The organism is Hydrogenophaga sp. 70-12 (assembly GCF_001897365.1).
In the GTDB taxonomy this organism is placed as follows: domain Bacteria; phylum Pseudomonadota; class Gammaproteobacteria; order Burkholderiales; family Burkholderiaceae_C; genus Hydrogenophaga; species Hydrogenophaga borbori.
On the sequence record NZ_MKSS01000045.1, the window covers coordinates 1 to 25,540 of the forward strand.

Below are 25,540 nucleotides of genomic sequence, written 5' to 3' on the forward strand. Positions count from 1 at the left end.
CAGCTCCAAGGCCTTGCGCAGCTGGTCGAGGTTCTGCGCGTCGCTCAGCGCGGGGTTCTTGTCGAACCACTTGGCGCCCAGGGCCTCGGCGGCGTAGCCCGTGCCCTCGCGCCCGTCCTCGTGGCGCACGCGCACGCGCACGATGGCCTGGCGGCCCTCGGTCACGGTGATGACGCCGAAGCGAAACGGCAGGCGCAGCCGGTAGGGCGACTCGAAGCGCTCGACGGACAGCACGTTCAGGCGGGGGGCGGGCGTGTCGTTCATTCAGTCCAGGGCCTCCAGCAGGCCGCGCAGGTAGCCGATGGCGCGCGCGGCGGCGGCCGGGCCATCGGGGTGGTGGTCGAAGGGCTCCACGGCCAGCCAGCCGGCGTAGCCGTGCCGGCGCAGTGCGCGAAGGATGTCGGCGAAGCCCAGCGCGCCCTGGCCGGGGCCGCGCCCGTTCGGGTCGTTCACCTGCACGTGGGCCAGCAGGCCGCTGGGCAGCCAGCGCGCCAGCAGCCCGTGCACCGGCTCGGCCTCGGCGCGCGCGGCGGCGCAGCAGTCGAGCATGGTGCGCAGCGCGGGCCGGTCGATGGCGCGCACGAGGGTGGCGGCTTCGGCCAGGGTGTGGATGAAGTCGGCCTCCGGCGGCGCCAGGGGCTCGATGCAGTAGGTGACGCCCGCCGCCTGCGCGTGCTCCGCCACCGCGGCGAAGACCTCGGCGGCGCGCTCGCGCGCGCCGGCCGCGTCGCCCGGCGTCAGGCGCCGCTGCGCGGGCGAGCCGTGCACCAGCACCTCGCCGCCGAGTTCGGCGCAGAGATCGACCAGGCCGCGCAGCACCTGCAGCGTGCGCGCGCGCACGGCGGCGTCGGGCGAGGTGATGGACAGGCCCTCGGGCTGGCGCAGCAGCCAGTGCAGGCCCGAGACCCGGATGCCCGCGTCGCTGGCGGCGCGGCGCAGGGCGGTGCGTTCGCTGGCCGGCAGGCGCCACGCGGCCTCGCCCAGCGTGAACGGCGCCAGCTCCAGCCCCTGGTAACCCACGGCCGCGGCCCATTCGCACTGGCGCGCGAAGGGCCAGGGCGCGAGGACCTCGTTGCACAGGGCAAGGCGCACGGGGCCGGTCCTTCAGCGCCGCGCGCGGCTCACCACTGCGGGCCGGCCCGGGTCTCGCGCCGGCCGGTGGCGCCCGAGAGTTCGGTGTAGAGCTCGAAGGACAGGCGGCCGAGCGCCGGGTCGGCCCGCGTCTCGGCGGTGCGCGGGCGCGCAATGTCCACCGCGCGGATGTTGGCCACGCGGCCGGGGCGCGGCGACATGACGACCACGCGGTCGGCGAGGAACACCGCCTCGGGGATGGAGTGCGTGACGAAGACGATGGTCTTGCGCGCGCCGCCGCCGGCGCTTTCGCCCCAGATGCGCAGCAGCTCGATGTTCATCTCGTCGCGCGTCATGGCGTCCAGCGCGCCGAAGGGCTCGTCCATCAGCAGGATGGGCGGGTCCATGATGAGGGCGCGGCACAGCGAGGCCCGCTGCTGCATGCCGCCGGAGAGCTCGCCCGGGCGCTTGTCGGCGAAGTCGCCCAGGCCAACCATCTTGAGCAGCGCGTGGGCGCGCTCGCGGTACTGCGCGGGGTTGCCGCCGGACAGCTCCACCGGCAGCAGCACGTTGTCCAGCACCGTGCGCCACTTGAGCAGCAGCGCGGCCTGGAACACCATGCCCACCTGCGGGATGGGCTTGTCCACCGGCACGCCGTCCACCACGATGCGCCCGCTGGTCACCGGGCGCAGGCCGGCGATGGCGCGCATCAGCGTGGACTTGCCGCAGCCGCTGGGGCCCACGAGGGCGACGAACTCGCCCTCGTGGATGCGCAGGGAGATGTCGCGCAGGGCTTCCACCGGGCCGCTGTCGGCCTGGTAGACCATGCCCGCCTGGTCGACTTCGATGAGGACCCGTGCGTTCACTGCGCTCACTTGACCGCCAGCGGCATCGCCACCTTGGTGAAGAAGGCGGGGTTGAACACGTCCTTGCAGTCCACCTTCTTCGGCAGGCCCATGTAGGTGTTCACGATGTCGGTGGACGCGCACATCTTCTTCTCGTCGATCCAGCCGATGCCGTTGTCGGCGTAGTTCTTGGTGCGCATCAGGTCGAAGCCCATCTGCATGTTGGCCTCGATGATGGCCACGTCGATCTCGGGCACGCGCTTCTTGAAGATGGCCAGGGCCTCCTTGGGGTTGGCCATCACGTCGCGCCAGCCCATGTAGGAGGCCTCGAGGAAGGCCTTGAGCTGCTGCGGCTTCTCGGCCATGGTCTTCTCACCCGCGATGATGGACATGGCGTAGAGGTCGAAGCCGTAGTCGGCCCATTGCAGGCGCACGGCCTTGCCCGGGCCCATGGCCTTGTCGTAGAAGGGCTGGCCGGTGGTGTAGTCGGCCACGCCGTCCACCCGCTTCTCGGCGATGGAAGCCACCTTGGCGGTGGGCTCGATGTTGACCCAGGTCACCTTGGCCGGGTCGATCTGGTTCAGGCGCGCGAAGGCGGGAAAGGCCAGGCGCTGGCTGTCGCCGGCGGGCGCGGCCACGGTCTTGCCTTCCAGGTCCTTGGGCTTGAGCAGCGGCTTGTCGGCGTGGCTGAAGAAGGTCATGGGCGTCTTGTCGAACACCATGCCGACCATCTTCACGCGCGCGCCGCGCGAGTTGGCCGAGATCACCGGCACCGCGTCGGCCAGGCCGGCGTCGGCGCGGCCGGTGTCGACCTTGGCGATGGAGTCGCCCGAGCCCTTGGAGTTTTCCAGCGTCACGTCCAGGCCGCGCTGGGCGTAGTAGCCCTTGTCGAGCGCCACCCAGTAGGCGGCGTGGTCGCCCACGGCGAACCAGTTGAGGGCGAAGGTGAACTTCTCCTTCGCCTGCGCGCTGGCCGCGGTGGGCAGCAGCGCGAGCAGCGCCGCGCAGACGGCGGCGAGGGGGGCGGCGATCCGGGTGGTCATGGTGTGTTCCTTTCGGAGGACGGGGTGGGGGGCGGACGGGGATCTGGACAGTGGGATGCGCTCAGCGCGGCGCCTCTTCGGCCCAGGGCGCGAGCAGGCGCGACAGCAGGGCCACCAGGCCATACAGCAGCAGGCCCAGCACGGAGATCCACACCAGCGCGGCGAAGGCGGCCGGCGTGTTCATGCTGCTTTGCGTGGTGATGATCACGTAGCCCAGGCCCTTCTGCGAGGCCACGAACTCGCCCACCACGGCGCCCACCACCGCCGAGGTGGCGGTGACCTTGAGCGCGCTCAGGATGTAGGGGTAGGCGTTGGGGATGCGGATCTTCAGGAACACCTTCCACTTGGGCGCGCTGAACACGCGGCCCAGGTCCACCAGGTCCTGGTCGATCTGGGTCAGGCCCACGGCGGTGTTGATGACCACCGGGAAGAAGCCGATGAGCGCGCCGATCAGCATGTTGGGCAGGATGCCGTAGCCCAGCCACATGAGGAACAGCGGCGCGATCGCCACCTTGGGCAGGGTGTTCACGAACACCAGGAAAGGCGTGAGCGCGCGCGAGATGCCCTGCGACCACGCGATGGCCATGCCCAGCGCCACGCCGGCCACGCCGGCCAGCAGGAAGGCGCCGAGGATCTCCACGCCCGTGATCCAGGCGTGGCTGAGCCAGGGGATCTCGTCGCTGAGCATGGACTGCCACACGGCGTACGGACCGGGCAGCAGGTACTCGCGGATGCCGAACACCGACACCGCCAGTTGCCACAGCAGGATGAAGCCCGCGAACAGGCCGATGGCGGGCAGGTAGTGAAGGATCCAGCGCAGGGCCTTGTTCTGGTTCATGGGTGCTCCTGTGGGCGCGGCCGTCACGCGAGCCAGCGGCTCAGCCCCTGGGCCACGAAGGCGTCGTCGGCCAGGTCGGCGTGCTGGGCGCAGACGCGGTCGATGGCTTCCTTCTGCCCGGGGCTTAGGCCTTCGTTGGGGTCCAGGCACCAGATGCCTTCGAGCAGGCCCTGGCGGCGCAGCACCTCGTGGCAGCCGGCGATGCAGCCGTGGAAGTTGTTGGCGACGTCGAAGAAAGCGCTGTTGCAGTCGGTGACGCGGCTGTCCAGTGCCAGCATCTCGGCCGAGACCGCCGGCTCGCGCGCCGCCGCCTGGCATTGCTCGAGCAAACGCACCGCGCCCGAGGTCCAGACCGACCAGTGGCCGAGCAGGCCGCCGCGAAAGCGCACGGTCACCGGCTGACCGTCGCGCATGACGGTGAAGGGCGTGAGCAGGTCCAGCACGATGTGGTCGTCGTTGCCGGTGTAGAGCGTCACGCGGTCTTCGGCGCGCGCCTCGACCAGGCCACGCACCACGTCGAGCGTGCGGTAGCGGTGGAAGGGCGCGACCTTGATCGCCACCACGTTGGGGATGGCGGCGAAGCGCGCCCAGAAGGCGGCGCTCAGGTCCATGCCGCCCACGGCGGGCTGGAGGTAGAAGCCCACCAGCGGGATCTCCTGCGCCACGGCCTCGCAGTGGGCGATCAGGGCGTCCTCGCTCTGGCCCTTCATGGCGGCCAGGCTCAGCAGGCCGGCGTTGTAGCCCAGGCCCAGGGCCAGGCGGGCTTCGGCCACGGCCTGTTCGGTGCGGCCGCAGACGCCGGCCACCATGGCCAGCGGGCGGCTGGCCGGCACCCAGGCGCGCGCGGTGTCTATCGCCAGGCGCAGCACCTCCTCGAACAGGCCGACCTCGCGGATCGCGAACTGCGTGGTGTGCACGCCCACGGCCAGGCCGCCCGCGCCGGCGTCGAGGTAGTAGCGGCTGAGCGCGCGCTGGCGGCGCACGTCGAGCTGGCGTTGCGCGTTCAGCGCCAGCGGGTGGGCCGGGATGGCCAGGCCGCGCTGCAGCAGCGCCCGGGTGTGTTGGACTTGGGTGGCGCTCAGGCTCACTGGGTAACCTCCGTGCGGTGCACTGCGGGGCGAGCCCCTTCGGGCGGTCGGGTGGGGCTCATGGGACTCAACCAAATTCGGGGCCGGCGACGACGAACAGCCGCGGGTGGACGGCGGCGATGGGGGCGGCGCCGAGCGCCATGCGCGCGAAGCCGCGCTGGCGGACGAAGCCGTTGTGCTGCAGCCAGGCCGTCAGTGCGGTCCAGCGCTCGGGCACGTCGAGGAACGCGGGGCCGCGCAGATCGGCCAGCGCGCGCCGCAGCAGCGACAGGGCCGAGGCCTCGTCGGGCGCCACCAGCGGCCCCAGCTGCGTGGCGCGCAGGCCCTGGCGGGCCAGCACGAAGCCATGGCCGTCCGGCTCGACCCAGGCGCGCGTGCCGGGGCGGCGCAGAAAGTCGATCAGCAGCGCGCCGCGGTCGCAGCCATTGGCCAGCGCATCGAGCCGCGCGATGGTGATCGCGTCGGCCAGGCCGGTGCCGGGCGCCGGCGGCGCGGCCGCCAGCACGCCTTCCCAGCGCGCCAGCGCGAAGCCGGCCTCGAAGCCCAGGCGCGCGTAGGCCGGTTGACCGGCCGGCGTGGCGTCCAGCACCGGCGTCGCGTCCAGCGCGCGCAGGTGGGCGATGCCGTGCTGCACGAGCTGGGTGGCCAGGCCCTGGTGGCGCCACTCGGGCGCGACCAGCACCATGGAGATCCAGCCCAGGCCGCCGGCGTAGGGCAGCGCGGCCGCGGTGGCGACCAGGCGGTTCGCCTCGTTCTCGCGCAGGCCAAAAACCCGGCCCTGGCGCACGAACAGGCGCCAGTCCTCGGCGGTCTGGTTCCAGCCCGCCGCCTCCGACAAGGCCAGGCCATCCGGCGCGTCGGCCGGGCCCAGCACGACCAGGGTCAGGGCCTCAGAAGGCGCCATCCCTGACCTCGAACTTGGTCGGCTTGTTGAAGGCGGGCTGTTCGCGCTTCACCCAGTCGGCCACCCAGTCGAGCATGGCGCCCAGCGGCACCAGCGGGTAGCCGAACAGGCGGCAGGCCAGCGTGGTGTCCGACAGCAGGGCGGTGCTCGCCTCCTGGCCGACCACGCGGGCCGGCACGCCCAGGCGCGCCGCGAACTCGTCCACCAGCCAGCGCACCGACAGGGTCTCGGGCCCGGTGCAGTTGATCGGCGTGGCCGGCACCGTGCAGTGGCGCAGGGACCGCAGCACCTGCGCGTTGGCATCGCCCTGCCAGATCACGTTCACGTGGCCCATGGTCACGTCCACGGCCTCGCCGCGGTGCACCTTGGAGGCGATGTCGTACAGCACGCCGTAGCGCATGTCGATGGCGTAGTTCAGGCGGAACAGGCGCCCGGGCGAGCCGTGCTGGGCCGAAAAGTACTCGAACATGCGCTCGCGCCCGATGCAGGACTGCGCGTACTCGCCCAGGGGCGCGGGCGGCGTCTTCTCGCTGGCGCCCTGGCGCCCCACGGTGGTGAGCGGGTAGATGTTGCCGGTGGAAAACCCCACGATGCGCGCGCCGCGGAAGGTGTCGGCCACCAGGGCCGGCACGTGCGTGTTCATGGCCCAGGTCAGGGCCTGGTTGTCCTTGGCCCCGAACTTGTGGCCGGCCGCGAAGACGATGTTGGGCACGCGCGGCAGGGCCTCGATGGCAGCGCGGTCCAGCAGGTTGGCGGTGATGGTCTCGATGCCCCAGGCCTCCAGGCGCTGGCGCACCTCGGGGTCGCTGAAGCGCGCCACGCCGATCACGCGCTTGTGCGGCGCGGCGTTCTTGGCCAGGCGCGCGAGCGTGGGGCCCATCTTGCCGGCCACGCCCAGGATCATGAGGTCGCCGTCCACCTGCGCGAGGTCGTCGATCAGGGCCTGGCTGGGCCGCGACAGGAACTCCTCCAACGCCTCGACCGACTCGAAGCGCTCGGGCAGCTGCGCCGGGTCCAGCAGCGCGACACGGTGCTGGGGCGTTCCCCCGGATGGCTGGCTGTGCATGGAATCGCCCTTTCTCAAACTCGATGGAATGAGCATATGGGCGCGTTCCGGCGGCGTCAACCGTTTGGTTGAAATCGGGGATTGGGGTATGCGAGCATGGACGCCCGCCCCCGGCGGTGGCCTGACGGATCAGACGCGCAGGCCGGCCATGGCAAAGGCCACGACGTGCGCGCGGTAGGCGCTGACCGCGGCCGCCGACTGCAGCTCGCGATCGAAGATCGAGGCCAGGGTGAGGCGGTTGGAGAAGAAGAAGTACGACATGCCCGCGACCGAGATGTACAGCTCCACCGGATCGATGCCGCGGCGAAACACCTTGGCCCGGATGCCGCGCGCCAGGGTCTTGGCGATCAGCTCGATCAGGGGCGAGTTGGTGTCGCGGATGGCGCTGGAGTCGCGCACGTGCGGCGCGCCCTGCGCGTTCTCGTGGTTGAGCAGGCCGATGAAGTCGGGGTGCTGCGCGAGGTAGTCGAAGGAGAAGCCGATGAGCGCGGCCATGGCCTCCTCGGGCTTCATGTCGCCCAGGTTCAGGCTGCGCTCCTGCGTCCGGATCTCGGTGTAGACCACCTCCAGCGCCGTGCGGTACAGGTCTTCCTTGCTGCCGAAGTAGTAGTAGATGAGCTGCTTGTTGACGCCGGCGCGCGCCGCGATCTCGTTGACGCGCGCGCCCGTCAGGCCCTTGGCGGAAAACTCCGCGCGGGCCGCCGCGAGGATGGCCGCGCGGGCCGCGCTGCTGTCGGCGTCGGGGTGGCTGGGGGCGGCGGCGCGGCGTGGAGCGGGCATCGTGGTCGGCGGCGGTGCGGGTGCGGTGCGCCGGATTATCGGCCGGGCCTTTTGCGCGGCGGGCGCGGGCCCGCCGCGCCCGCTCAGCGCTGCGGGCCGAGCCGGTGCGTGAACGCCACCACCAGCGCGCTCACCAGGAAGAAGGCCTGCAGCTCCAGGCGCCAGCCGCCGCTGCTGGCCAGGCCCAGGAAGTGGCCCGAATGCACCAGCACCAGCGCCACCACCATGTTGATGGCCACCACCAGCGCGGCCGGCACCACCCAGAAACCCACCAGCAGCATCAGCGGCGCCACCACCTCGCCCAGGTACACCGCGTAGCCCAGGAAGCCCGGCAGCCCGTGCGCGCTGACCATGCCCACGATGCCCGAGACACCGCCCGTGATCTTGGCCCAGCCATGGAACAGCATGAGGATGGCCAGGGTCCAGCGCAGCAGCAGCACACCGAAGCGCGGTTGATCGAAGAGGGCATTGAGAGCGTTCATGAAACCTGAGAGCGGAAAAGGGAGAGGCCGTCGGAAGTGACGAGGGGGCAGAGCATGCCACGCCCGAACGCTTCCCCGGCCGCCGCGCGCGGCGGCACCACCCGGTGCGTGGCAGGCCCGCCGGCGCCGCCTCAGCTGGCGGCGGGCACCACCGCGCCCTGGCGGTCCACGGCCAGGCTCTTGTAGGCCTGCACGTAGTGCTGGCGCATGTGCACCAGGTCCTTGAGGTAGCTGCGGCCCAGGGTCAGCTTGTCCGCCTCGCTGATGAGCTTGCCCGCGAGCTGGAAGAACTTGCGCTCCTCCTCGCGCAGGTGGTGGTGCACCTTGTCGCTCAGCCGCTTGGCCGTCGCCAGCCAGGCCGCGGTGCCTTTGTCGGGCACGCTCAGGTCCTCGCACAGCTCTTCGATGGTGTGGTGCTCGGCCAGGGCGTGGCGCGAGGCGCTGAGGCCGGGGTTGGTCATCAGCATCGGCACGTACAGGAAACGTTCCTCGGCCGCGGCGTGGGCCTCCAGCTCGACCTTCAATGTGAGGAAGACCGTGTCGCGGTCCTGGGGTTTGATGCGCACGAGCCGGCGGCACAGGCGGCGCTGCAGGTCGTGGCTCTGGCGCAGGGCGTCGAAGAGGGTCATGGAGGCCATGGAGCGGTGTTTGTGACAAAAGGGTTCCGTGTGACTTGATCGTCTCCACGCGACAGTCGCCCGTGCGTCGGACAGGTCCGACCCCGCCGTCGGCCCGCGCGCCGTGACGGCGTGCGCCGATTCCGACATCATTCGCGCCATGGACGACGCTTCCCAGATTCACATACCCGAGAGCTTCATTCGCCTGCAGACGCGCCCGGGCCAGCGGCCCGCCCCGCTGGCCCAGCACATCGCCCGCCGCTTCGAGGTCTGCGACGACATGGCCAACGCCCTCGTCACGCGCGCCCAGGAGGTTCAGTTCAAGCTCGGCATCACCGAGCCCGACGTGATCGACAAGGTGCTGGAGGGCCTGCTCGAACTGGCGGGCGAAGAGCCCGACAGCGTGCTTTCGCCCCCCGAAGCCCGCTGGGTGGTGTGCCACATGGCCGAGCAGCTGGGCTGGACCGAGCACCTGAGCCCCGAACTGCGGGCCATGGCCGGCGGGCTGCTGCAGTAAGCCGCCTCAGCCGATCAGCGCACAGCTTCGCCCGCATTCCGGCAGCGTGAGCAGGTGGTCGGTCCAGCCGTCCGCCCGCCGCGTGCGCAGGTAGGGCGTGTGCCCCGGCTCGCGCACCACCGCGAGGCGCAGGCGCTCGCCCGTCTTTCGGTCGAGCAGGTAGTACCCCTCGGTCCCCGACTCGATGCGCCGGACCATGGATTCGAGCGACAGCCGCCAGTGGTTGGCGATGTGGCCCAGGTGGGTGATGTGTTCGTGCCCGCCCTGGCGGTTGAGCCGGCTGGCGCAGTTGATTTCGAATTCGCGCATGTGGTCCTTCCCCTTATTCATGCATCATGTGTTTTGATGCATGAACACATTTAGCTTACTTGTGCCGGCCGAACGGGGCAAGCAAAATTTCGCATCACAGCGATTGATGCATCATGATTTCGTCATTGAAGGCGCTGGCCGAGGTGCGGGCGGGCCATCCATTCCGAGGCAGCGTGCCGGTGGCGGCGCACGGCAAGGCCCGGGTCATCCAGATGCGCGACATCTCGCCCGACGGCGAAGTGGCCTGGGCCAACCTCTCGCGCGCGGACCTGGGCCGCGGCAAGCCGCCGGATTGGCTGCGCGACGGCGACATCCTGTTTGCCGCGCGCGGCACGCGCAACTACGCCGTGTGCCTGAGCCAGACACCGCCGGCCACGGTGTGCGCGCAGTACTTCTTCGTGCTGCGCTGCAAAGCCGAGGGCCTGCTGCCCGAGTACCTGGCCTGGCACATCAACCGCCCCCCCAGCCAGCGCTACCTGCGCAACAACGCCGAGGGCACGGACCAACTCAGCATCCGCCGTCCGGTGCTGGAAGACATGCCCATCGCGGTGCCCGAGCTGGCGCGCCAGCGCCTGCTGGTCGATCTGGCCGAAGCCGCCCGACAGGAGCGCCAGCGTTTGGAAGCCCTGATCCGCAACCGTGAGCTACAAATCGACGCCCTCGCGCAGGGCCTGCTGGCCCCGCCCGCGCGCCAGGCCTGATCCCGCCGAACCTTCAAGAACGACATGAACGACGACACCGTCATCAGCCAGGACGCCATCAACACCGCGGTCTGGAACGCCTGCGACACCTTCCGCGGCACCGTGGACCCGAGCATCTACAAGGACTACATCCTGACGATGCTCTTCCTCAAGTACATCTCCGACATCTGGCAGGACCACTACGAGCGCTACCAGGCCGCGCATGGCGCCCACCCCGAGCTCATCGAGGAGCTGCTGAAGAACGAACGTTTCGTGCTGCCGCGCAGCGCGAACTTCCGGGCCTTGCACGAGGCCCGCCACCAGCCGGGCAACGGCGAGCGCATCGACCGCGCCCTGCACGCCATCGAGGAAGCCAACCTGGGCAAGCTGCGCGACGTCTTCCAGGACATCAGCTTCAACTCCACCAAGCTCGGCGACGAGGCACAGAAGAACGACATCCTGCGCCATCTGCTGGAGGACTTCGCCCGGCCCGAGCTGAACCTGCGCGAAAGCCGCGTCGGCCAGCTCGACGTGATCGGCAACGCCTACGAGTTCCTGATCAAGAACTTCGCCACCACGGCCGGCAAGAAAGCGGGCGAGTTCTACACCCCGCCCGAGGTCTCGCAGCTCATGGCGCGCCTGATGGATCCCCAGGAAGGCGAGGAGATCTGCGACCCCACCTGCGGCTCGGGCTCGCTGTTGATGAAGTGCGCGCAGCTCATCCGCTCGCGCACGGGCCGCCGCCACTACGCCTTGTACGGGCAGGAAGCCATCGGCAGCACCTGGGCACTGGCCAAGATGAACATGTTCCTGCACGCCGAGGACAACCACCGCGTCGAATGGGGCGACACCCTGCGCAACCCCAAGCTGCTCGATGCCGATGGCCGCCTGCGCCGCTTCGACGTCGTCGTCGCCAATCCGCCGTTTTCGCTGGAGAAATGGGGCCACGAACACGCCGCGAAGGACCCACACCAGCGCTTTCGCCGCGGCGTTCCGCCGCGCACCAAGGGCGACTACGCCTTCATCCTGCACATGGTGGAGACCATGAGGCCTGGCACCGGCCGCATGGCCGTGGTGGTGCCACACGGCGTGCTGTTCCGCGGCGCGAGCGAGGGCCGCATCCGCCAGGTGCTGATCGAGGAAAACCTGTTGGACGTGGTCATCGGCCTGCCGGAGAAACTGTTCTATGGCACCGGCATTCCGGCGGCCATCCTGGTGCTGCGCCAGAACAAGGTCGATGACAAGGTTCTGTTCATCGACGCCAGCCGCGCCTACCAGGACGGCAAGAACCAGAACCTGCTGCGCGCGCAGGACGTGCAGGCCATCATCGATGCCGTGCACGCGCGCCAGCCCATCGACAAGTACGCCCACCTCGCCACGCGCGAGGAAATCGCCGGCCACGGCTTCAACCTCAACATCCCGCGCTACGTCAACACCTTCGAAGACACGGCCACCGCCGACCTGCCGGCGGTTCGGGCCGAGCGCTTGAAGCTCAAGGAAGAACTCGCCGAACTGGAGTTGAAGATGGCGGGGTATCTGAAGGAGCTGGGGTATGAGTGAGCTGCCCACGGGTTGGACTCGCGCCACCCTGGGTGACATCGCCCGCATCGGCTCCGGCGGCACACCGGACCGCTCTCGGCCAGGCTACTGGGGTGGCGACATCCCCTGGGTCACGACGGGCGAAATCCAGTTCAACACCATCACCGCCACGGCCGAGAAGATCACGCCGCAGGGCATGCGCCACTCCTCGGCCAAGCTGTTTCCAGCGGGCACCTTGCTCATGGCCATGTACGGCCAGGGCCGCACGCGCGGGCAAGTGGCACGCCTGGGCCTGGCCGCCACCACCAACCAGGCCTGCGCCGCCATCCAGGTGCACGCCGAGCACGACCCCGACTACGTCTACCAGTTTCTCGCCGCGCACTACGGCGAAATCCGCGAACTGGGCAACGCCGGCGCCCAGCAGAACCTCAACGCCGGGCTGATCCGCTCCATTCCGCTGCCCCTGCCGCCCCGGCGCGAACAGACGCGCATCGCGCGGATGGCGGGCGACTGGGATCGCGCCATCGCCACCACCGAACGCCTGCTCGACAACAGCCGTCGCCAGAAGCGCGACCTCATGCACGTGCTGCTGTCCAACCGCCGCTCGGTGGTGAACGCGCGGGCGCACTGGGCGCAGGTGGACTTCGACGCCGTCTTCGAGCGCATCACCCGCAAGAACACGGACGGCGACAGCAATGTGCTCACGATCTCGGCCCAGCACGGCCTGGTGAGCCAGCGCGAGTTCTTCCACAAGAACGTCGCCAGCGACGACCTCAGCCGCTATACCCAACTGGCCCCCGGCGACTTCGCCTACAACCGCAGCGCCTCCTCCGGCTACCCGGTCGGTGCCATCAAGCCGTTGGTGGCCTACGACTCGGGGGTCGTCTCCGGCCTGTACATCTGCTTCCGGCGGCGCCCTGGCGCGGAGGTGGACAACGATTTCTATCGCCTCTACTTCGAGGCCGGCATGCTCAATGAGGCGATCACCGGCATCGCGCAGGAAGGCGCTCGCAACCACGGCCTGCTCAATGTGAGCCTGAAGGACTTCTTCAAGCTGCCGCTGCACCTGCCGCCACTGGACGTGCAGCGCCGCATCGCGGCCATCCTGCGCGGGGCCGAAGCCGAGGAGTACAGCATCGCCGCCCAGATCGAGGCGCTGCGCCTGGAGAAGCGCGCGCTGCTGGGTGAGCTGTTCAGCGGTCGCCGGCGCGTGCGATTGCCCCCGGCCCAGACCGTCGCGCCACCGGCATGAACGCCGCGCTGCGCTGGCTGGCGAGCCTGGGCTGGCGCCACCGGCCCGCTGCCGAGGCGGCGCGCTGGCGCGGTGGTCCGAACGACGTCCTTCTGCGGCCTCGCCTGATCCAGGCCCTGCAGGCGCACCGCTTCGACTACCGGGGCGAGCGCTACCCGCTCTCGCCCGGTGGCATCGACCAGGTGATGCGCGAGGTGGAGGGGCTGTCCCTGGCCGATGGCCTGCTCGCCGCCAACGAACGGTTCTACCGCCTGCTCACGCTCGGCGTCACCGTCACCGAGTTCATGCCCGATGGCAAGAAGCACCAGCCCACGGTGCCGCTGGTCGACTGGCAGACCCCCGACACCAACCAATGGGACGCGGTCGAATCGCCTGAACTGCACACCACCATCGGCGCGCACCCGCGCCGACCCGGCGTCCTGGGCTACGTGAACGGCCTGCCGCTGGTGGTCATCGAGGGCCCGGCGTCGGGCGGCCACCCCCACGCGGCCTCGGTGCACGAGGCCATCCAGCGCCAGCTGCACCACCAGCGGCCCGACGAGACACCGGGGCTCTTCGTCTACGCCCAGCTGCTGCTGGCCCTGGGCGCAGACGAGGCGCGCTACGCCACCACCGGCACGCCCCCACGCGCCTGGGCGCGCTGGCGCGAGGAGCCCGCCGACGGCCCCGGGCTCAGCGAGCCCGAGCGGACCGTGCGCGCCCTGCTGCGGCCCGAGCGGCTGCTCGAACTGCTGCGCCACTTCGTCCTGTTCGACCGCCGCCTGGGCAAGGTGATCGCGCGGCCGCACCAATACTTCGGCGTGCGGGCCATGCTCCAGCGCATCCAGCAGCGCCGCGCCGACGGCGCCCGCCAGGGCGGCGTGCTCTGGCACACCACGGGCTCGGGCAAGAGCCTGACCATGGTCTTCCTGGCCAGGGTCCTGGTGTTCCACCCCAACACGCAGGCCTGCCGCGTGCTCGTCGTCACCGACCGCCTCGACCTCGAAGACCAGCTCGCGCGCAACTTCACGAACGGCGGCGCCTTCGGCTCGGCGGCGGCCGCCAAGAAGGACGGCGAGAAGGCCCGCGTGGGCAGCGGGCGCGAGCTGGCGCGCCGCATCGGCCACGGAAGCGAGCGCATCGTGTTCACGCTGGTCCACAAGTTCGCCACCGCCGCGCAGCAGCCCGAGTGCTACAACCCCTCGGCCGACATCGTGGCGCTGGTCGACGAGGGCCATCGCAGCCATGGCGGGCAGCTGCATGAACGCCTGCGCCGGGTGCTGCCGCGCGCGGCCTGCCTGGCCTTCACGGGCACCCCCCTGCTCAAGGAGGAAAAGACCTCGCAACGCTTCGGGCCCATCGTGCACGCCTACACCTTGCGGCGCGCGGTGGACGACGGCACCGTGGTTCCCCTGCTGTACGAAGAGCGCGTGCCCGAGATGGGCGTCGACGACGACGCCGCCAACCACTGGTTCGACCGGGTCAGCGCCGGCCTCACGCCTGAACAGACCGCGGAACTCATGGGCCGCTACACGAGCCGGCGCGCGGTGTACGGCGCCCCCCAGCGCATCGAGCTCATCGCCTGGGACATCGCCCAGCACTTCGAGCGGCACGTCAAGCGCCTGGGCCTCAAAGGCCAGGTGGCCACGGCGAGCAAGCTCGACGCGATCCGCTACCACCGCTGCCTGGAGGCCACGGGCCTGGTGAGCAGCGCCGTGATCATGTCGCCGCCCGACAACGGCGAAGGCCACGACGCCATCGACGACCAGGGCCGGCTCGAGGTGCAGCGCTGGTGGGACGCCCACGTGGGCCGCGACGCACAGGCTCACGAGAACCGCGTGCTGCGCGATTTCAGTGGTGACGGCGGGCCTGACCTGCTGATCGTTGTCGACCGGCTGCTCACCGGCTTCGACGAACCACGCAACGCCGTTCTGTACATCGACAAGCCACTGAAGGCGCACAACCTGATCCAGGCCGTGGCGCGCGTCAACCGCCTGCACGAGGCCAAGCGCCACGGCCTGCTGGTGGACTACCGCGGCATCCTGCGCGAGCTGGACAGCGCCTTGCGCGACTACCAGAACCTGGAAGCGCGCACCCAGGGTGGCTACGAACTCGACGACGTCGAGGGCCTCTACCGACCGGTGAGCGCCGAGTACCGCCAGCTGCCGACCCTGCACGCGGCCCTGCGCGCCCTGTTCGGCGAGGTGCGGGACCCGTCCGACCTGGAGCAGTACCGGCAGGCCCTGATGCCCCGCTTCGTGGACAGCGGCAGCGGGCAAGGCATCGACGCCCAACAACAGCGCCGCCAAGCCTTCTACGCCGCCCTGCGGCGCTTCACGCAGTGCCTGCAGACGGCCGAGGCCTCGCGCAGTTTCTTCGACGATCCGCAGGTGTCCGAACAGGCCATCGCCACCTACCGCGCCGAACGGCGCTTCTTCAATGGCCTGCGCCGCATCGCGCAAGGCGATGCCCAGGAACCCGAGGACCGCAGCGACAGCGGGCCCGAACACCGGCGCCACGCCGAGGGTCCGTGCTGGCAGCGGCTGGCGGTGCGGGAACCGCAAGGTGCGTACCTATTGAACCCGCCGGCACGGACCGACGCGCCCGAGCGCTGGAGCGTGGAGAAGGCCCGCAACGAAGCCGACCTGGTCCGCACGCGCCTGCGAAAGACCATCCAGGTGGAGCTGGCCGACGACCCCTACGCGCAAACGGTGTTCGCCGACCAGCTGAAACAGGCCGTCGCCCAGGCGCAGGCCTTGTTCGACCAGCCGCTCAAGCAGTACATGCTGCTGGTGCGCCTGGAAGACCGGGTCGCGACCCGAACGGTGGACGGCCTGCCCAGCGCCTTGGCGGACCATCCGCAGGCGCGGGCCTATTGCGGCATCTGCCGGCTGGTGCTGGGCGAAGAGGCGTTCGCACGCACGCCACCCGACGCCTGGGCGAGGCAAGCCCTGTCCATCGACGCGGTGGTGGGCCGGGCCATGGTCGAGCACTCGCTCAACCCGCACAACATCGGTTTCGTCATTCGTCAGGCCTTGCTGCCCGAGCTGTTCGCGCTCATGGGGCTGGAGCAGGCCCGGGCGGTGATTGAACGGGTGGTGGAGGTGGCGCGGGTGAGGATGGAGCGGGCCTCCCGATGAACGCCCCGCCCCGACAATCCCCTCCATGCAGCTGCGCCCCGAACACCCCACCGACGCCCCCGCCATCGCCTCGCTGCTCGCCCAGGCCTTCGCCAACCACCCCCACAGCGCCGGCACCGAACCGGCCATCGTGCGCGAGCTGCGCGCGGCCGGCGCGCTCACGCTCTCGCTGGTGGCCGTGGACGGGGCCGATGGCCTCGTCGGTCACGTCGCCTTCTCGCCGGTCACCATCGCCGGCCGCGCCGGGCGCTGGTACGGCCTGGGGCCGATCTCGGTGCGGCCGTCGCGGCAGCGCTCGGGCATCGGCGCCCGCCTGATGGACGAAGGGCTGGCGCGCCTGCGGGCCCTGGGCGCGGAGGGCTGCGTGGTGCTGGGCGAACCGGCCTACTACGGCCGCTGGGGTTTCGTGGTGCACGAGGGCCTGGTCTGTCCCGGCGTGCCGTCCGAGTACTTCATGGCCCTGGCCTTCGGCGGCGCCGCGCCGCGCGGCGAGGTGGCGTACCACGCGGCGTTCTCGGCCACCGCCTGATCGGTCGGCGGCGCTCAGCCGGTCTCGATCCCCAGGCCCTCGATGAAGCCCTCGCGGCGCGCCAGCGCCTGCAGGGCCTTGTCGCCCAGCTCGCGCGCCACCAGGTTGATCAGGCCTTCGCAGAACACCACGTAGGCGCCCATGCTGTTGCTGATGAAGCTGCTCTCGTGCGGGATGAAGAAGGCGTGGCGCGCGGGCGGCGCCAGCGGCGAGGCGCGCGTGTCGGTGATGGCGATGACGTGCACGCCGGCGGCGGCGGCGGCGCGCGCCACGTCGGCCACCATGCGGGTATAGGGCGCCACGCTGCAGACGATGAGGGCGTCGCCCGGCGACATCTGGGCCAGGCTTTCGGCCACGCCCAGGCCCGGGCCGTCGGCCAGCGCGACCTCGGCGCGCAGCATGCCCAGCCCGTAGGTGAGGAAGCTGGCGATGGAGTGGATCTGCCGCAGGCCCAGGATGCGCACGTGCGGCGCGCGCGCCAGCAGGCGCGCGGCCTTGCCGAGTTCGGCCTCGTCGAGCTGGCCCAGGAAGGCGTCGACATTGCGGATGGATTCCTGCGCCAGCTTGGCCACCACGCCGCGCGCGGTGCGCGGGCTGTCGGCCGAGGCGTCTTCCAGCAGGCGGTGCGCCTGCTGCGTGTAGAAGTGCGGCCCGCCCTGCAGGGCGTGCTCGCGGAACACGGCCTGGAAGTCGGTGAAGCCGGCGAAGCCCAGGCGGGTGGCCAGGCGCGTGAGGGTGGAGGGGTTCACGCCCATGCGCTCGCCCAGCTCGGTGATGGTGCTGAGCGCCACGTCCTTGGGCTGCTCGACCAGCCGCGCCAGCACCGCCAGCGCCTTGCCGCCGAGCGAGACGCTGGCGTCGCCGCGGCCGATGGCGACGACGAGCGCGCGCAGCCCGTCCACGGTGGTCGCCACGGGCGGAGCGGGTTTCGGCATGGGTGGGGGCGGCGCGGTGAGGGCTACAGGCGAAGGGCGTCGCGCATCCTAAACGAGGTTTCGCGGCGGCCGCCCGTGCGCACCACCCAGTCCACCTGCGTGGGCCCGAGCGTGAAGCTCGCGGTGGCCAGGGTGTTCTCGTGGTCGCTGTCGTCGGCCCGGTCACGGTAGATCGGGTAGCGCGGGTCCTCGGCGTCGAACAGGATGTCGAGCGGGTCGACGGGCCCGGCCCCGCGCTGGCGCAGCAGCTCGTCGCCGCGCAACTGGCGGTAGCCGGACGAGCCGGTGACGATCTGCGGCCGGTGCGCCATGGCCGCATGCACCATGTGGTTGGCGTGCACCGCCGGCCGCTCCACGGCCTGCACCGAGACCAGGGCGTCGTTGAATTCCACGCTGACGATGCCGGGCCGCCCGGCCTGCGCCAGCGTGAGGTGGAAGCCGCCCGCGCGCGGCGCGGCGCGCAGGCCCTCCAGCGCCGCGTCCACGCCGGGCGCGTCCAGCAGCGCGCGGGTCAGCACCATGCGCGGCAGGCCCGTGCCCGCTTCCAGCGCGCGCAGGTTGTTCACCGTCACCACCAGGCCGCCGGCCGTGGCCGCGAAGGTGTGGCCCGGCAGCGAGCCAGGGTAGACGAACGAGGCGAAGCGCGCGCCGCCGCGGACCACGACCTGCGCGATGGCGCAGTGGCCCTGGAAGGCCGGGTCGCCGTCTTCGTTGTGGGCCACCACGGGCGCGGCGCCGGGCGCGGCGGGGGGCAGCTGCACCGTGGTGCAGCCGTCGGGCGCCATGGCCCAGAGGTCGCCGCGGCAGTTCCACAGGAACACCTCGTCGGCGGGCAGGCCCAGGCCATCGGCCAGGCCCTGCAGCTCCTGCCAGATGGCGGGGTGGTGGGCGCGCACCAGCGCGGCCATGGCGGCCACGCGCGGGTGGCCGCGCCAGCGCATGACCGTGGCCCAGGCGGGCGAGGCCTGCGCGTAGCGTTGCAGGGCGGCCGCGCCGAAGCGGCCCAGGGCCTGGCCCACCTCGAACGGGGAGCCTTCGAGTTGCAGATGAGCGAGCATGCGGTCCGCTATTCGACGTGCTGCAGGAATTCGCGCAGCCGGGGGTTGCTGGGTTGGTCGAGCAGTTCGGCCGGCGGGCCGTCGACGGCGATGTGGCCGTGCTCCATGAAGATGAGGCGCGTGCCGACCTTGCGCGCGAAGGCGATCTCGTGCGTGACCACGATCATGGTCATGCCCTCTTCGGCCAGGGACTGCATCACGCGCAGCACCTCCTGGCGCAGCTCGGGGTCGAGCGCGGAGGTGGGTTCGTCGAACAGCATGAGCTTGGGCTTGACCGCGAGCGCGCGCGCGATGGCCACGCGCTGCTGCTGGCCGCCCGAGAGTTCGCTCGGGTAGTGGTGCTGGCGCTCGGCCAGGCCCACCTTCCTCAGCAGGGCCTGGGCCTCCTGCTCGGCCTGCGCGCGCGGCGTGCCGCGCACCTGGCGCGGGCCGAAGGCCACGTTCTGCAGCGCGGTCATCTGCGGGAACAGGTTGAACTGCTGGAACACCATGCCGGCTTCCTGGCGGATCTCGCGCACCGTGGACGGGCCGCCGCGCACGCTGCGGCCGTCGACGATCAGGTCGCCGCCGTCGATGGTCTCCAGCGCGTTGATGCAGCGCAGCAGCGTGGACTTGCCCGAACCCGAGGGGCCGATGAGCACCACCACCTCGCCCTGGCCGATGCTGAGGTCGACGCCGTCGAGCACCACGGTGGCGCCGAAGCGCTTGCTGACCTTCTGGAACTCGACCATCTTCATAGGATGCGCATCCGTTTCTCGACCGTGCGCAGCGCGAAGGTGAGCGCGCCGATCAGGCACAGGTAGATGAGGGCCACGGCGCTCCAGATCTCCACCGCGCGGAAGTTCGCGGCCATGATCTCCTGGCCCTGGCGCGTGAGCTCGCCCACGCCGATGACGATGAACAGCGAGGTGTCCTTCAGGCTGACGATGAACTGGTTGCCCAGCGGCGGCGTCATGCGGCGAAAGGCCACCGGGCCGATGACGAAGGCCAGCACGCGCCACGAGGGCAGGCCGAGCGCCAGCCCGGCCTCGCGCAGGCCCTTGGGCACCGACAGGAAGGCGCCGCGCACGATCTCGGCGATGTACGCGCCCGAGTTGACGACGATGGAGGTGACCGCCGCCGTCATCGGGTCGACACGGATGTCGGCCAGCACCGGCAGCGCGAAGTAGATGAACATGACCTGCACCACGATGGGCGTGCCGCGGACCAGTTCGATGTAGAGGAAGCCCAGGGTGTTGAGCAGGCGGTTGCCGTAGGCCCGCATGAGGCCGAAGACCAGCCCCACCACGGTGCCGCCCAGCAGGCCCGCCACGGTGATGAGCACCGTGAGCTTGGCGCCCTGCAGCAGCGCCGGCAGGGCGTTGACGATCACCGAAACGTCGAAATCCATGGTGAAGCTCTGGCGTGAGGTGCGCGCGCTCGGGCGGTCAGGGCTTGGGCGGCTCGGTGCCGAACCACTTCTTGTAGATGGCGGTGTAGCGGCCATCGGCCTTGATCTTGGCCAGCGCGCCGTTCACCTTGGGCACCAGCGGGCTGCCCTTGGGGAAGCCGATGCCGTACTGGTGGGCCATCATCTGCGTGCCCACCACCTTGACCTTGCCCTTGCCCGCCGTGTTGGCGAAGTACAGGACGTTGGGCGTGTCGTGCATGGCGGCGTCCACGCGGCCGGTCATGAGCTCGAGGTAGGCGTTGTCGATGTTGGGAAACTGGCGCAGCTCGGTGCCCTGGAAGTTGGCCTTGGCGTAGTCGGCGGCCGAGGTGCCGGTCTTGATGGCCAGGCTCTTGCCCTTGAGGTCCTGCGCGCCGTTCACCTGGCTGTTGGCCGGCACCAGGATCATGAAGCCGCTGTCGTAGTAGCCGTCGGAGAAGTCGATGACCTTCTTGCGCTCGTCCTTGATGGTGATGCCGGCGAGCGCCACGTCCACGTTCTTGGTCTGCAGCGCGGGCAGGATGCCGTTGAAGTCCATGGGCTGCAGGCGGTAGCTCAGGCCCAGCTCTTTGGCCACGGCGTCCCACAGGTCGATGTCGAAGCCCACGTACTTGTCGCCCTGCTTGAACTCGAAGGGCACGAAGGCGGTGTCGGTGGCGACCACGAGGGTCTGGGCCTGGGCGAGGGCGGTGGTGCCGCCCAGGGCGGCACACAGGGCGGCCGCGAGCAGAACTCGGCGATGGGTCTTCATGCGGGAATCCTCGGGAAGGGTGGAACGCGCATCAAAACGGGGAGTTCTTGATGCACCAAGACGATGCACTTGAAATTTGCAAGCCCATCGATTGCGCAAATTTACTTGCATTGCCAGCCAAATGCAAGCGCCGCGTGCAGGACACGCGGCGCCCGCGGCGAGCAGGGGTTTCGGCGCGGGGCTTACAGCGCCCGGGCCTGCACCGTGCCCCCGGAGCGCACGAACAGGCCCGCGCCCAGGTGGTGGATGGTCTGCAGTTCGGCGTTGCGCTCGTCGAACCGCCAGCGCCCCTCGGCGAAGATGCGCGGGTCGGCCGCGGCGGCCACCACCTCGGCGAAGCAGGTGTCGTAGGCGTCCTCGGTGTGCCGCTCGGGGATCAGGCGGCATTCGAGCCAGGCCGCGCAGCCCTGCTCGATGAGGGGCAGGCCGAGCACCGGGCCGGTGACGGTGCCGATGCCGTAGCGCGCGAACTTGTCGCCCTCGCGCCCGCTGTGCTGGCCGACGCTGTAGGTGAGGTCCGCGAGCGCGAGGCCCGGCAGGCACAGGCCGAAGCCGCCGCTGGCCTGCGCGAGTTCGCGCGTGAAGGTGCTTTTGTCGATCACCACCGCGATGCGCGGCGGTGTGAATTCCACGGGCATCGACCAGGCCGCCGCCATCACATTGCGCCGCCCGCCGTGCGCGCTGGTCACCAGTACGGTGGGACCGTGGTTGATGAGGCGGCTGGCGTGCTCGGGCCGCACAGGCTCGAAGCGGCTGGCGTTCACTTGGCGAACAGCTTGTTGATGTCGCCGAAGGCCTTCACCTCGATGGCGTTGCCCGAGGGGTCGAGGAAGAACATGGTGGCTTGCTCACCGGGCTGGCCCTTGAAGCGGATGTAGGGCTCGATCACGAAGGTCGTGCCCAGGCTCTTGAGGCGCTCGGCCATGGCCTCCCAGTCGGCCAGGGGCAGCACGATACCGAAGTGGCGCACCGGCACGCCGTGGCCGTCGACCGCGTTCACCGCCGCGCCGCCGCAGGCCTCGGGCGCGAGGTGGGCCACGATCTGGTGGCCGTAGAAGTTGAAGTCGATCCACTCGGGCGAGCTGCGGCCCTCGGGGCAGCCCAGCATGTCGCCGTAGAAGCGGCGCGCGGCGGCCAGGTCGTGCACCGGGAAGGCGAGGTGGAAGGGCGACATCGGCGCGGGGTTGGTGCTGGGCGCGCGCATGGTGGGGGCGGGGGCGGCGGTGGCGGTGTTCATCGGCGGTCTCGTGGGTGGGATGGATAGCCGCGATGCTAGGCCCTGCCGAGCCAAAAGAAAATCAATCGTTTTTTGAACCGAGCACAAGTATTCTTTGTGCATGATTCGCGAACTCAAGACCTTCGTTGCCGTGGCCCGCGAGGGCACCTTCGCCGCCGCTGGCCAGCAGATCGGCCTGACGCAGGCGGCCGTGAGCGCGCAGATGAAGCGGCTGGAAGACGAACTGGGCTTCACCCTGTTCGACCGCACCGGCCGCGCGGCGCGGCTGAACCGGCGCGGGCGGCAGACGCTGGCGCAGGCGCAGGCCCTGATCCAGCTCTACGGCCAGCTCGGCTCGCGCCAGCGCACCCAGGCGCCGGCGGTGTTCGTGGCGCTGGGCGCCATCGCCTCGGTGCAGCAGGCCGTGCTGCCGCAGGCCCTGGTGAAGTTCCACCGCCAGCTGCCGGGCAGCCGCACGCGCGTGGTGCCCGGCGTGTCGACCACGCTGCTCAACGCGGTGGACGCCGGCGATCTCGACGCGGCGCTCATCATCCGCCCGCCCTTCGCGCTGCACAGCGACCTGCGCTGGACGCCGCTGGCGCGCGAGCCCTTTCGCCTGCTGGTGCCACGCGCCGCGCCGCCGGGCGACTGGCGCGCGCTGATCGCGGGCCTGCCCTTCATCCGCTACGACCGCAGCTCCTTCGGCGGCCGGCAGGTGGACCGTTTCCTGCGCGCCCAGGGCCTGGCGGTGCGGGAGGTGTGCGAACTCGACGAACAGGAGGCCATCGTGCGGCTGGTGGCGGCGGGCCTGGGCGCGACCCTGGTGCCGCAGACCACCGACCGGCGCCGCTGGCCCGCCGGCGTGCGCGCGCTGGACCTGGGCGCGCACACCTTCCACCGCGACATCGGCATCGTGCACCGCGCGGACCTGCCCGAGGCCACGCGCCTGCTGGCGGACCTGATCGCCGAGGCCTACCGGGAGCCGCCGGGCCGCGCGGGCTGAGACCACGCCACCGGGCCACGCCGCGGCGCCGCGTGTGGGGTTCGCTCAGGCCGTGGCCGCCGCCGTCAGCCCCAGCTTCTTGGCCATCTGCTCGCGCAGCACGAACTTCTGGATCTTGCCGGTGATGGTCATGGGCAGGGCGTCGACGAACTCGACGTACGCCGGCACCTTGTAGTGCGCGATCTGCCCCTGCGCGAACGCGCGCAGCTCGTCGGCGCTGGCCTGCTGGCCGGGCTTGAGCACGATGCAGGCGCACAGCACCTCGCCGTACCTGGGGTCGGGCACGCCGACCACCTGCACGTCCTGCACCTTGGGGTGGCGGTAGTAGAACTCTTCCACCTCGCGCGGGTACACGTTCTCGCCGCCACGGATCACCATGTCCTTGAGGCGGCCCACGATGTTGACGAAGCCCGCCTCGTCCATGGTGGCCAGGTCGCCGGTGTGCATCCAGCCCTCGCTGTCGATGGCCTCGGCGGTCTTCTCCGCGTCGCCCCAGTAGCCCTGCATCACCGAGTAGCCGCGCGTACAGAACTCGCCCACGGCCCCGCGCGGCACGGTGCGGCCCTCGGTGTCGACGATCTTGATCTCCAGGTGCGGCTGCACGCGGCCCACGGTGGACACGCGCCGCTCCAGCGGGTCGTCCACCGCGCTTTGCGTGGACACCGGCGAGGTCTCGGTCATGCCGTAGGCGATGGTCACCTCGCCCATGTGCATCTGGCTCTGCACGCGCTTCATCACCTCGATGGGGCAGGGCGAGCCGGCCATGATGCCGGTGCGCAGCGTGCCCAGGTCGGTGCCGGCGAAGTCCGGGTGCTCGAGCACGGCGATGAACATGGTGGGCACGCCATAGAGCACGGTGCAGCGCTCGGCCTGCACGGTGCGCAGCACGGCCTGCGGGTCGAAGGACTCGCTCGGGTAGACCATGGTGCTGCCGTGTGTGACACAAGCCAGGTTGCCCATGACCATGCCGAAGCAGTGGTACAGCGGCACGGGAATGCACAGCCGGTCGGCCGCCTGCAGTCGGATGGCCTCGCCCACGAAGTAGCCGTTGTTGAGGATGTTGCGGTGCGTGAGCGTGGCGCCCTTGGGGTGGCCCGTGGTGCCGGAGGTGAACTGGATGTTGATCGGGTCGCGCGCCTTCAGGCGCGGGCCGATGGCGGCCAGGCGCTCGCGCAGCGCGGGCGTGGCGCGCGCGCCCACGTCGGCGAAGTTGAGCATGCCGGGCGTGCGCTCCTCGCCCAGGCGGATCACCCAGCGCAGCTCGGGCAGCGCGGCGGCCTGCAGCTGCCCGGGCGCGCAGCGGTCGAGTTCGGGCGCGACGCCGCGCAGGATGGCCAGGCAGTCGCTGCTCTTGATCACGGGCGCCAGCACCAGGGCGCGGCAGCCCACCTTGTGCAGCGCGTAGGCGAGTTCGCTGGCGCGGTAGGCGGGGTTGATGTTGACCAGGATGAGCCCGGCGCGCGCGGTGGCGAACTGCGTGAGCGCCCAGGCGCTGCAGTTGGGCGCCCAGATGCCCACGCGGTCGCCCGGCTGCAGGCCCAGGGACAGCAGGCCGGCGGCCCATTCGTCGGCGCGCTCGCGCAGCTCGGCCCAGGTCCAGCGCACGCCTTCCTGGGGAATCACCAGCGCCTCGCGGTTCGCGTGCTCGCGCGCGGTGGCGTCCAGCGCGGCGCCAATGGTGTCTTCGCGCAGCGGCGGCTGGCTGGCGCCGCGGGCAAGGGATTCGGTCTCGGTGCTCATGGTATTCACCTCCGTTCGGTGCAGGGCGGGGCTGGCCGCGTGGAGAGCGGTCTGGCGGCGCCCATGGGCTTCTCTGGGGCGAATGGGCATGTTCGCGCCGGCGCCGCGCGGGCGCACCCTCGGGCAATCCCCAGGCCCGGGTGTTCCGTGCTGGAACACCCCGTGGCGCCCCGTGTCGCGAGGTGGAACTCAGCGGCCGGGGCGACGGAAGGCGCGGCGCGCCCGGTCCACCGGGGCCCGCACCACGCAGCCTTCGGCGTGGTCGTTGATCAGGCCCATGGCCTGCAGGAAGGCGTAGACGGTGGTCGGGCCGACGAACTTCCATCCGCGCTTCTTCAGGTCCTTGGACAGCGCGATGGACGTGGCCGAGGTGGAGGCCGTCTGAGGCAGCGCCAGTTCGCCGGGCCCGGGTTCGTGGCGCCAGAAATAGGCGGCGAGCGAGCCCTCGGCCTTCACCATCTCCTGCGCGCAGCGCGCGTTGTGGATCACGGCCTCGATCTTGCCCCGGTGCCGCACGATGCCCTGGTCGGCCAGCAGGCGTTCGACGTCGCGCTCGCCGAAGCGCGCCACGCGGTGGAAGTCGAAGCCCTCGAAAGCGGCGCGGAAGTTCTCGCGCTTGGCGAGGATGGTTCGCCAACTCAGGCCCGACTGGAACGCCTCCAGGCTGAGCTTCTCGAACAGGCGCTGGTCGTCGCCGACCGGAAAGCCCCATTCGGTGTCGTGGTAGGG

At 70.7% G+C, this 25,540-nt stretch carries 27 protein-coding genes and 1 pseudogene; 7 read left to right on the top strand and 21 right to left on the bottom strand.

Annotation, left to right across the window (positions count from 1 at the left end; all coding sequences use genetic code 11):
• The 11 genes and pseudogenes from BGO22_RS03330 to BGO22_RS03380 form a co-directional block, all read right to left on the bottom strand.
• Positions 1–264: pseudogene (locus BGO22_RS03330) on the bottom strand (mandelate racemase); the annotation flags it as partial.
• Positions 265–1,092, bottom strand: coding sequence for a sugar phosphate isomerase/epimerase family protein (locus tag BGO22_RS03335; RefSeq protein ID WP_204743749.1), 828 nt, complete (start codon positions 1,090–1,092; stop codon positions 265–267).
• A 29-nt stretch (positions 1,093–1,121) separates the two neighbouring features.
• Entirely contained in the window at positions 1,122–1,937 is an 816-nt protein-coding gene (locus BGO22_RS03340) for an ABC transporter ATP-binding protein (RefSeq protein ID WP_239478220.1), read from the bottom strand.
• A gap of 5 nt (positions 1,938–1,942) precedes the next feature.
• The gene (locus BGO22_RS03345; RefSeq protein WP_070399672.1) at positions 1,943–2,959 is read right to left on the bottom strand and encodes an ABC transporter substrate-binding protein; all 1,017 of its coding nucleotides are present in this window, start codon (positions 2,957–2,959) and stop codon (positions 1,943–1,945) included.
• A 61-nt stretch (positions 2,960–3,020) separates the two neighbouring features.
• Positions 3,021–3,797 (bottom strand): ABC transporter permease, encoded by a 777-nt coding sequence (locus BGO22_RS03350; protein WP_286848939.1) that lies wholly within the window; start codon positions 3,795–3,797, stop codon positions 3,021–3,023.
• Positions 3,798–3,820: 23 nt separating this feature from the next.
• Positions 3,821–4,885 carry a dihydrodipicolinate synthase family protein gene (locus BGO22_RS03355; protein ID WP_204743750.1) on the bottom strand — a complete coding sequence of 355 codons (1,065 nt, stop codon included), beginning with the start codon at positions 4,883–4,885 and terminating at the stop codon, positions 3,821–3,823.
• 67 nt (positions 4,886–4,952) lie between these two features.
• Positions 4,953–5,789: a GNAT family N-acetyltransferase gene (locus tag BGO22_RS03360; protein ID WP_286848944.1), complete on the bottom strand. Its 837-nt coding sequence runs from the start codon at positions 5,787–5,789 to the stop codon at positions 4,953–4,955.
• Positions 5,776–6,855 carry an NAD-dependent epimerase/dehydratase family protein gene (locus BGO22_RS03365; RefSeq protein WP_139147068.1) on the bottom strand — a complete coding sequence of 360 codons (1,080 nt, stop codon included), beginning with the start codon at positions 6,853–6,855 and terminating at the stop codon, positions 5,776–5,778. The genes BGO22_RS03360 and BGO22_RS03365 overlap by 14 nt, the downstream gene beginning before the upstream one ends.
• A gap of 129 nt (positions 6,856–6,984) precedes the next feature.
• Positions 6,985–7,635 (bottom strand): TetR/AcrR family transcriptional regulator, encoded by a 651-nt coding sequence (locus tag BGO22_RS03370; RefSeq protein ID WP_070399669.1) that lies wholly within the window; start codon positions 7,633–7,635, stop codon positions 6,985–6,987.
• A gap of 83 nt (positions 7,636–7,718) precedes the next feature.
• Positions 7,719–8,117 carry a DoxX family protein gene (locus tag BGO22_RS03375; protein WP_070399668.1) on the bottom strand — a complete coding sequence of 133 codons (399 nt, stop codon included), beginning with the start codon at positions 8,115–8,117 and terminating at the stop codon, positions 7,719–7,721.
• Positions 8,118–8,248: 131 nt separating this feature from the next.
• Positions 8,249–8,746, bottom strand: coding sequence for a hemerythrin domain-containing protein (locus BGO22_RS03380; protein ID WP_286848950.1), 498 nt, complete (start codon positions 8,744–8,746; stop codon positions 8,249–8,251).
• Positions 8,747–8,894: 148 nt separating this feature from the next.
• On the opposite strand from BGO22_RS03380, the gene BGO22_RS03385 reads away from it, so the two are divergent.
• Complete coding sequence (locus BGO22_RS03385) at positions 8,895–9,251, top strand: hypothetical protein (RefSeq protein WP_070399852.1); 357 nt, start codon at positions 8,895–8,897, stop codon at positions 9,249–9,251.
• A gap of 6 nt (positions 9,252–9,257) precedes the next feature.
• Here the strand turns inward: BGO22_RS03385 and BGO22_RS03390 are convergent, their stop codons facing one another.
• Positions 9,258–9,560 carry a DUF3892 domain-containing protein gene (locus tag BGO22_RS03390; RefSeq protein ID WP_204743752.1) on the bottom strand — a complete coding sequence of 101 codons (303 nt, stop codon included), beginning with the start codon at positions 9,558–9,560 and terminating at the stop codon, positions 9,258–9,260.
• A 113-nt stretch (positions 9,561–9,673) separates the two neighbouring features.
• On the opposite strand from BGO22_RS03390, the gene BGO22_RS03395 reads away from it, so the two are divergent.
• From BGO22_RS03395 to BGO22_RS03415, 5 genes are read left to right on the top strand one after another with little or no spacing between them, the layout of a single operon-like run.
• The gene (locus tag BGO22_RS03395) at positions 9,674–10,261 is read left to right on the top strand and encodes a restriction endonuclease subunit S domain-containing protein (protein ID WP_204743753.1); all 588 of its coding nucleotides are present in this window, start codon (positions 9,674–9,676) and stop codon (positions 10,259–10,261) included.
• A 24-nt stretch (positions 10,262–10,285) separates the two neighbouring features.
• On the top strand, positions 10,286–11,800 hold the full coding sequence (locus BGO22_RS03400) for a type I restriction-modification system subunit M (protein ID WP_286848957.1): 1,515 nt from the start codon (positions 10,286–10,288) through the stop codon (positions 11,798–11,800).
• On the top strand, positions 11,793–13,031 hold the full coding sequence (locus tag BGO22_RS03405; RefSeq protein ID WP_286848960.1) for a restriction endonuclease subunit S: 1,239 nt from the start codon (positions 11,793–11,795) through the stop codon (positions 13,029–13,031). Before BGO22_RS03400 ends, BGO22_RS03405 begins: the two co-directional genes overlap by 8 nt.
• On the top strand, positions 13,028–16,150 hold the full coding sequence (locus BGO22_RS03410; RefSeq protein ID WP_286848964.1) for a type I restriction endonuclease subunit R: 3,123 nt from the start codon (positions 13,028–13,030) through the stop codon (positions 16,148–16,150). Before BGO22_RS03405 ends, BGO22_RS03410 begins: the two co-directional genes overlap by 4 nt.
• Positions 16,151–16,175: 25 nt before the next feature.
• The gene (locus BGO22_RS03415) at positions 16,176–16,679 is read left to right on the top strand and encodes a GNAT family N-acetyltransferase (protein ID WP_286848966.1); all 504 of its coding nucleotides are present in this window, start codon (positions 16,176–16,178) and stop codon (positions 16,677–16,679) included.
• Positions 16,680–16,693: 14 nt separating this feature from the next.
• Here the strand turns inward: BGO22_RS03415 and BGO22_RS03420 are convergent, their stop codons facing one another.
• From BGO22_RS03420 to BGO22_RS03450, 7 genes are all read right to left on the bottom strand, one after another.
• The gene (locus BGO22_RS03420; protein ID WP_286848969.1) at positions 16,694–17,614 is read right to left on the bottom strand and encodes a MurR/RpiR family transcriptional regulator; all 921 of its coding nucleotides are present in this window, start codon (positions 17,612–17,614) and stop codon (positions 16,694–16,696) included.
• A gap of 23 nt (positions 17,615–17,637) precedes the next feature.
• Entirely contained in the window at positions 17,638–18,672 is a 1,035-nt protein-coding gene (locus tag BGO22_RS03425; RefSeq protein WP_286848971.1) for a C45 family autoproteolytic acyltransferase/hydrolase, read from the bottom strand.
• 8 nt (positions 18,673–18,680) lie between these two features.
• On the bottom strand, positions 18,681–19,409 hold the full coding sequence (gene glnQ, locus BGO22_RS03430; protein ID WP_286848974.1) for a glutamine ABC transporter ATP-binding protein GlnQ: 729 nt from the start codon (positions 19,407–19,409) through the stop codon (positions 18,681–18,683).
• On the bottom strand, positions 19,406–20,062 hold the full coding sequence (gene glnP / locus BGO22_RS03435; protein ID WP_070399661.1) for a glutamine ABC transporter permease GlnP: 657 nt from the start codon (positions 20,060–20,062) through the stop codon (positions 19,406–19,408). Before glnP ends, glnQ begins: the two co-directional genes overlap by 4 nt.
• Before the next feature lie 37 nt (positions 20,063–20,099).
• The gene (glnH, locus tag BGO22_RS03440; protein WP_070399660.1) at positions 20,100–20,852 is read right to left on the bottom strand and encodes a glutamine ABC transporter substrate-binding protein GlnH; all 753 of its coding nucleotides are present in this window, start codon (positions 20,850–20,852) and stop codon (positions 20,100–20,102) included.
• Positions 20,853–21,034: 182 nt separating this feature from the next.
• On the bottom strand, positions 21,035–21,616 hold the full coding sequence (locus BGO22_RS03445) for a flavin reductase family protein (protein WP_070399659.1): 582 nt from the start codon (positions 21,614–21,616) through the stop codon (positions 21,035–21,037).
• Positions 21,613–22,056 (bottom strand): VOC family protein, encoded by a 444-nt coding sequence (locus tag BGO22_RS03450; RefSeq protein WP_070399851.1) that lies wholly within the window; start codon positions 22,054–22,056, stop codon positions 21,613–21,615. The genes BGO22_RS03445 and BGO22_RS03450 overlap by 4 nt, the downstream gene beginning before the upstream one ends.
• A 133-nt stretch (positions 22,057–22,189) precedes the next feature.
• Between BGO22_RS03450 and BGO22_RS03455 the strand changes: the two genes are divergently transcribed.
• On the top strand, positions 22,190–23,071 hold the full coding sequence (locus tag BGO22_RS03455; protein ID WP_070399658.1) for a LysR family transcriptional regulator: 882 nt from the start codon (positions 22,190–22,192) through the stop codon (positions 23,069–23,071).
• A gap of 45 nt (positions 23,072–23,116) precedes the next feature.
• On the opposite strand, the gene BGO22_RS03460 is transcribed toward BGO22_RS03455, so the two are convergent.
• Together BGO22_RS03460 and BGO22_RS03465 are read right to left on the bottom strand one after the other, a co-directional pair.
• Positions 23,117–24,811, bottom strand: a complete 1,695-nt coding sequence (locus BGO22_RS03460) for an AMP-binding protein (RefSeq protein ID WP_286848978.1) — start codon at positions 24,809–24,811, stop codon at positions 23,117–23,119.
• 189 nt (positions 24,812–25,000) lie between these two features.
• Positions 25,001–25,540 (bottom strand): DNA-3-methyladenine glycosylase I (locus tag BGO22_RS03465; protein WP_286848980.1); only part of this gene is annotated, 540 nt, incomplete at its 5' end.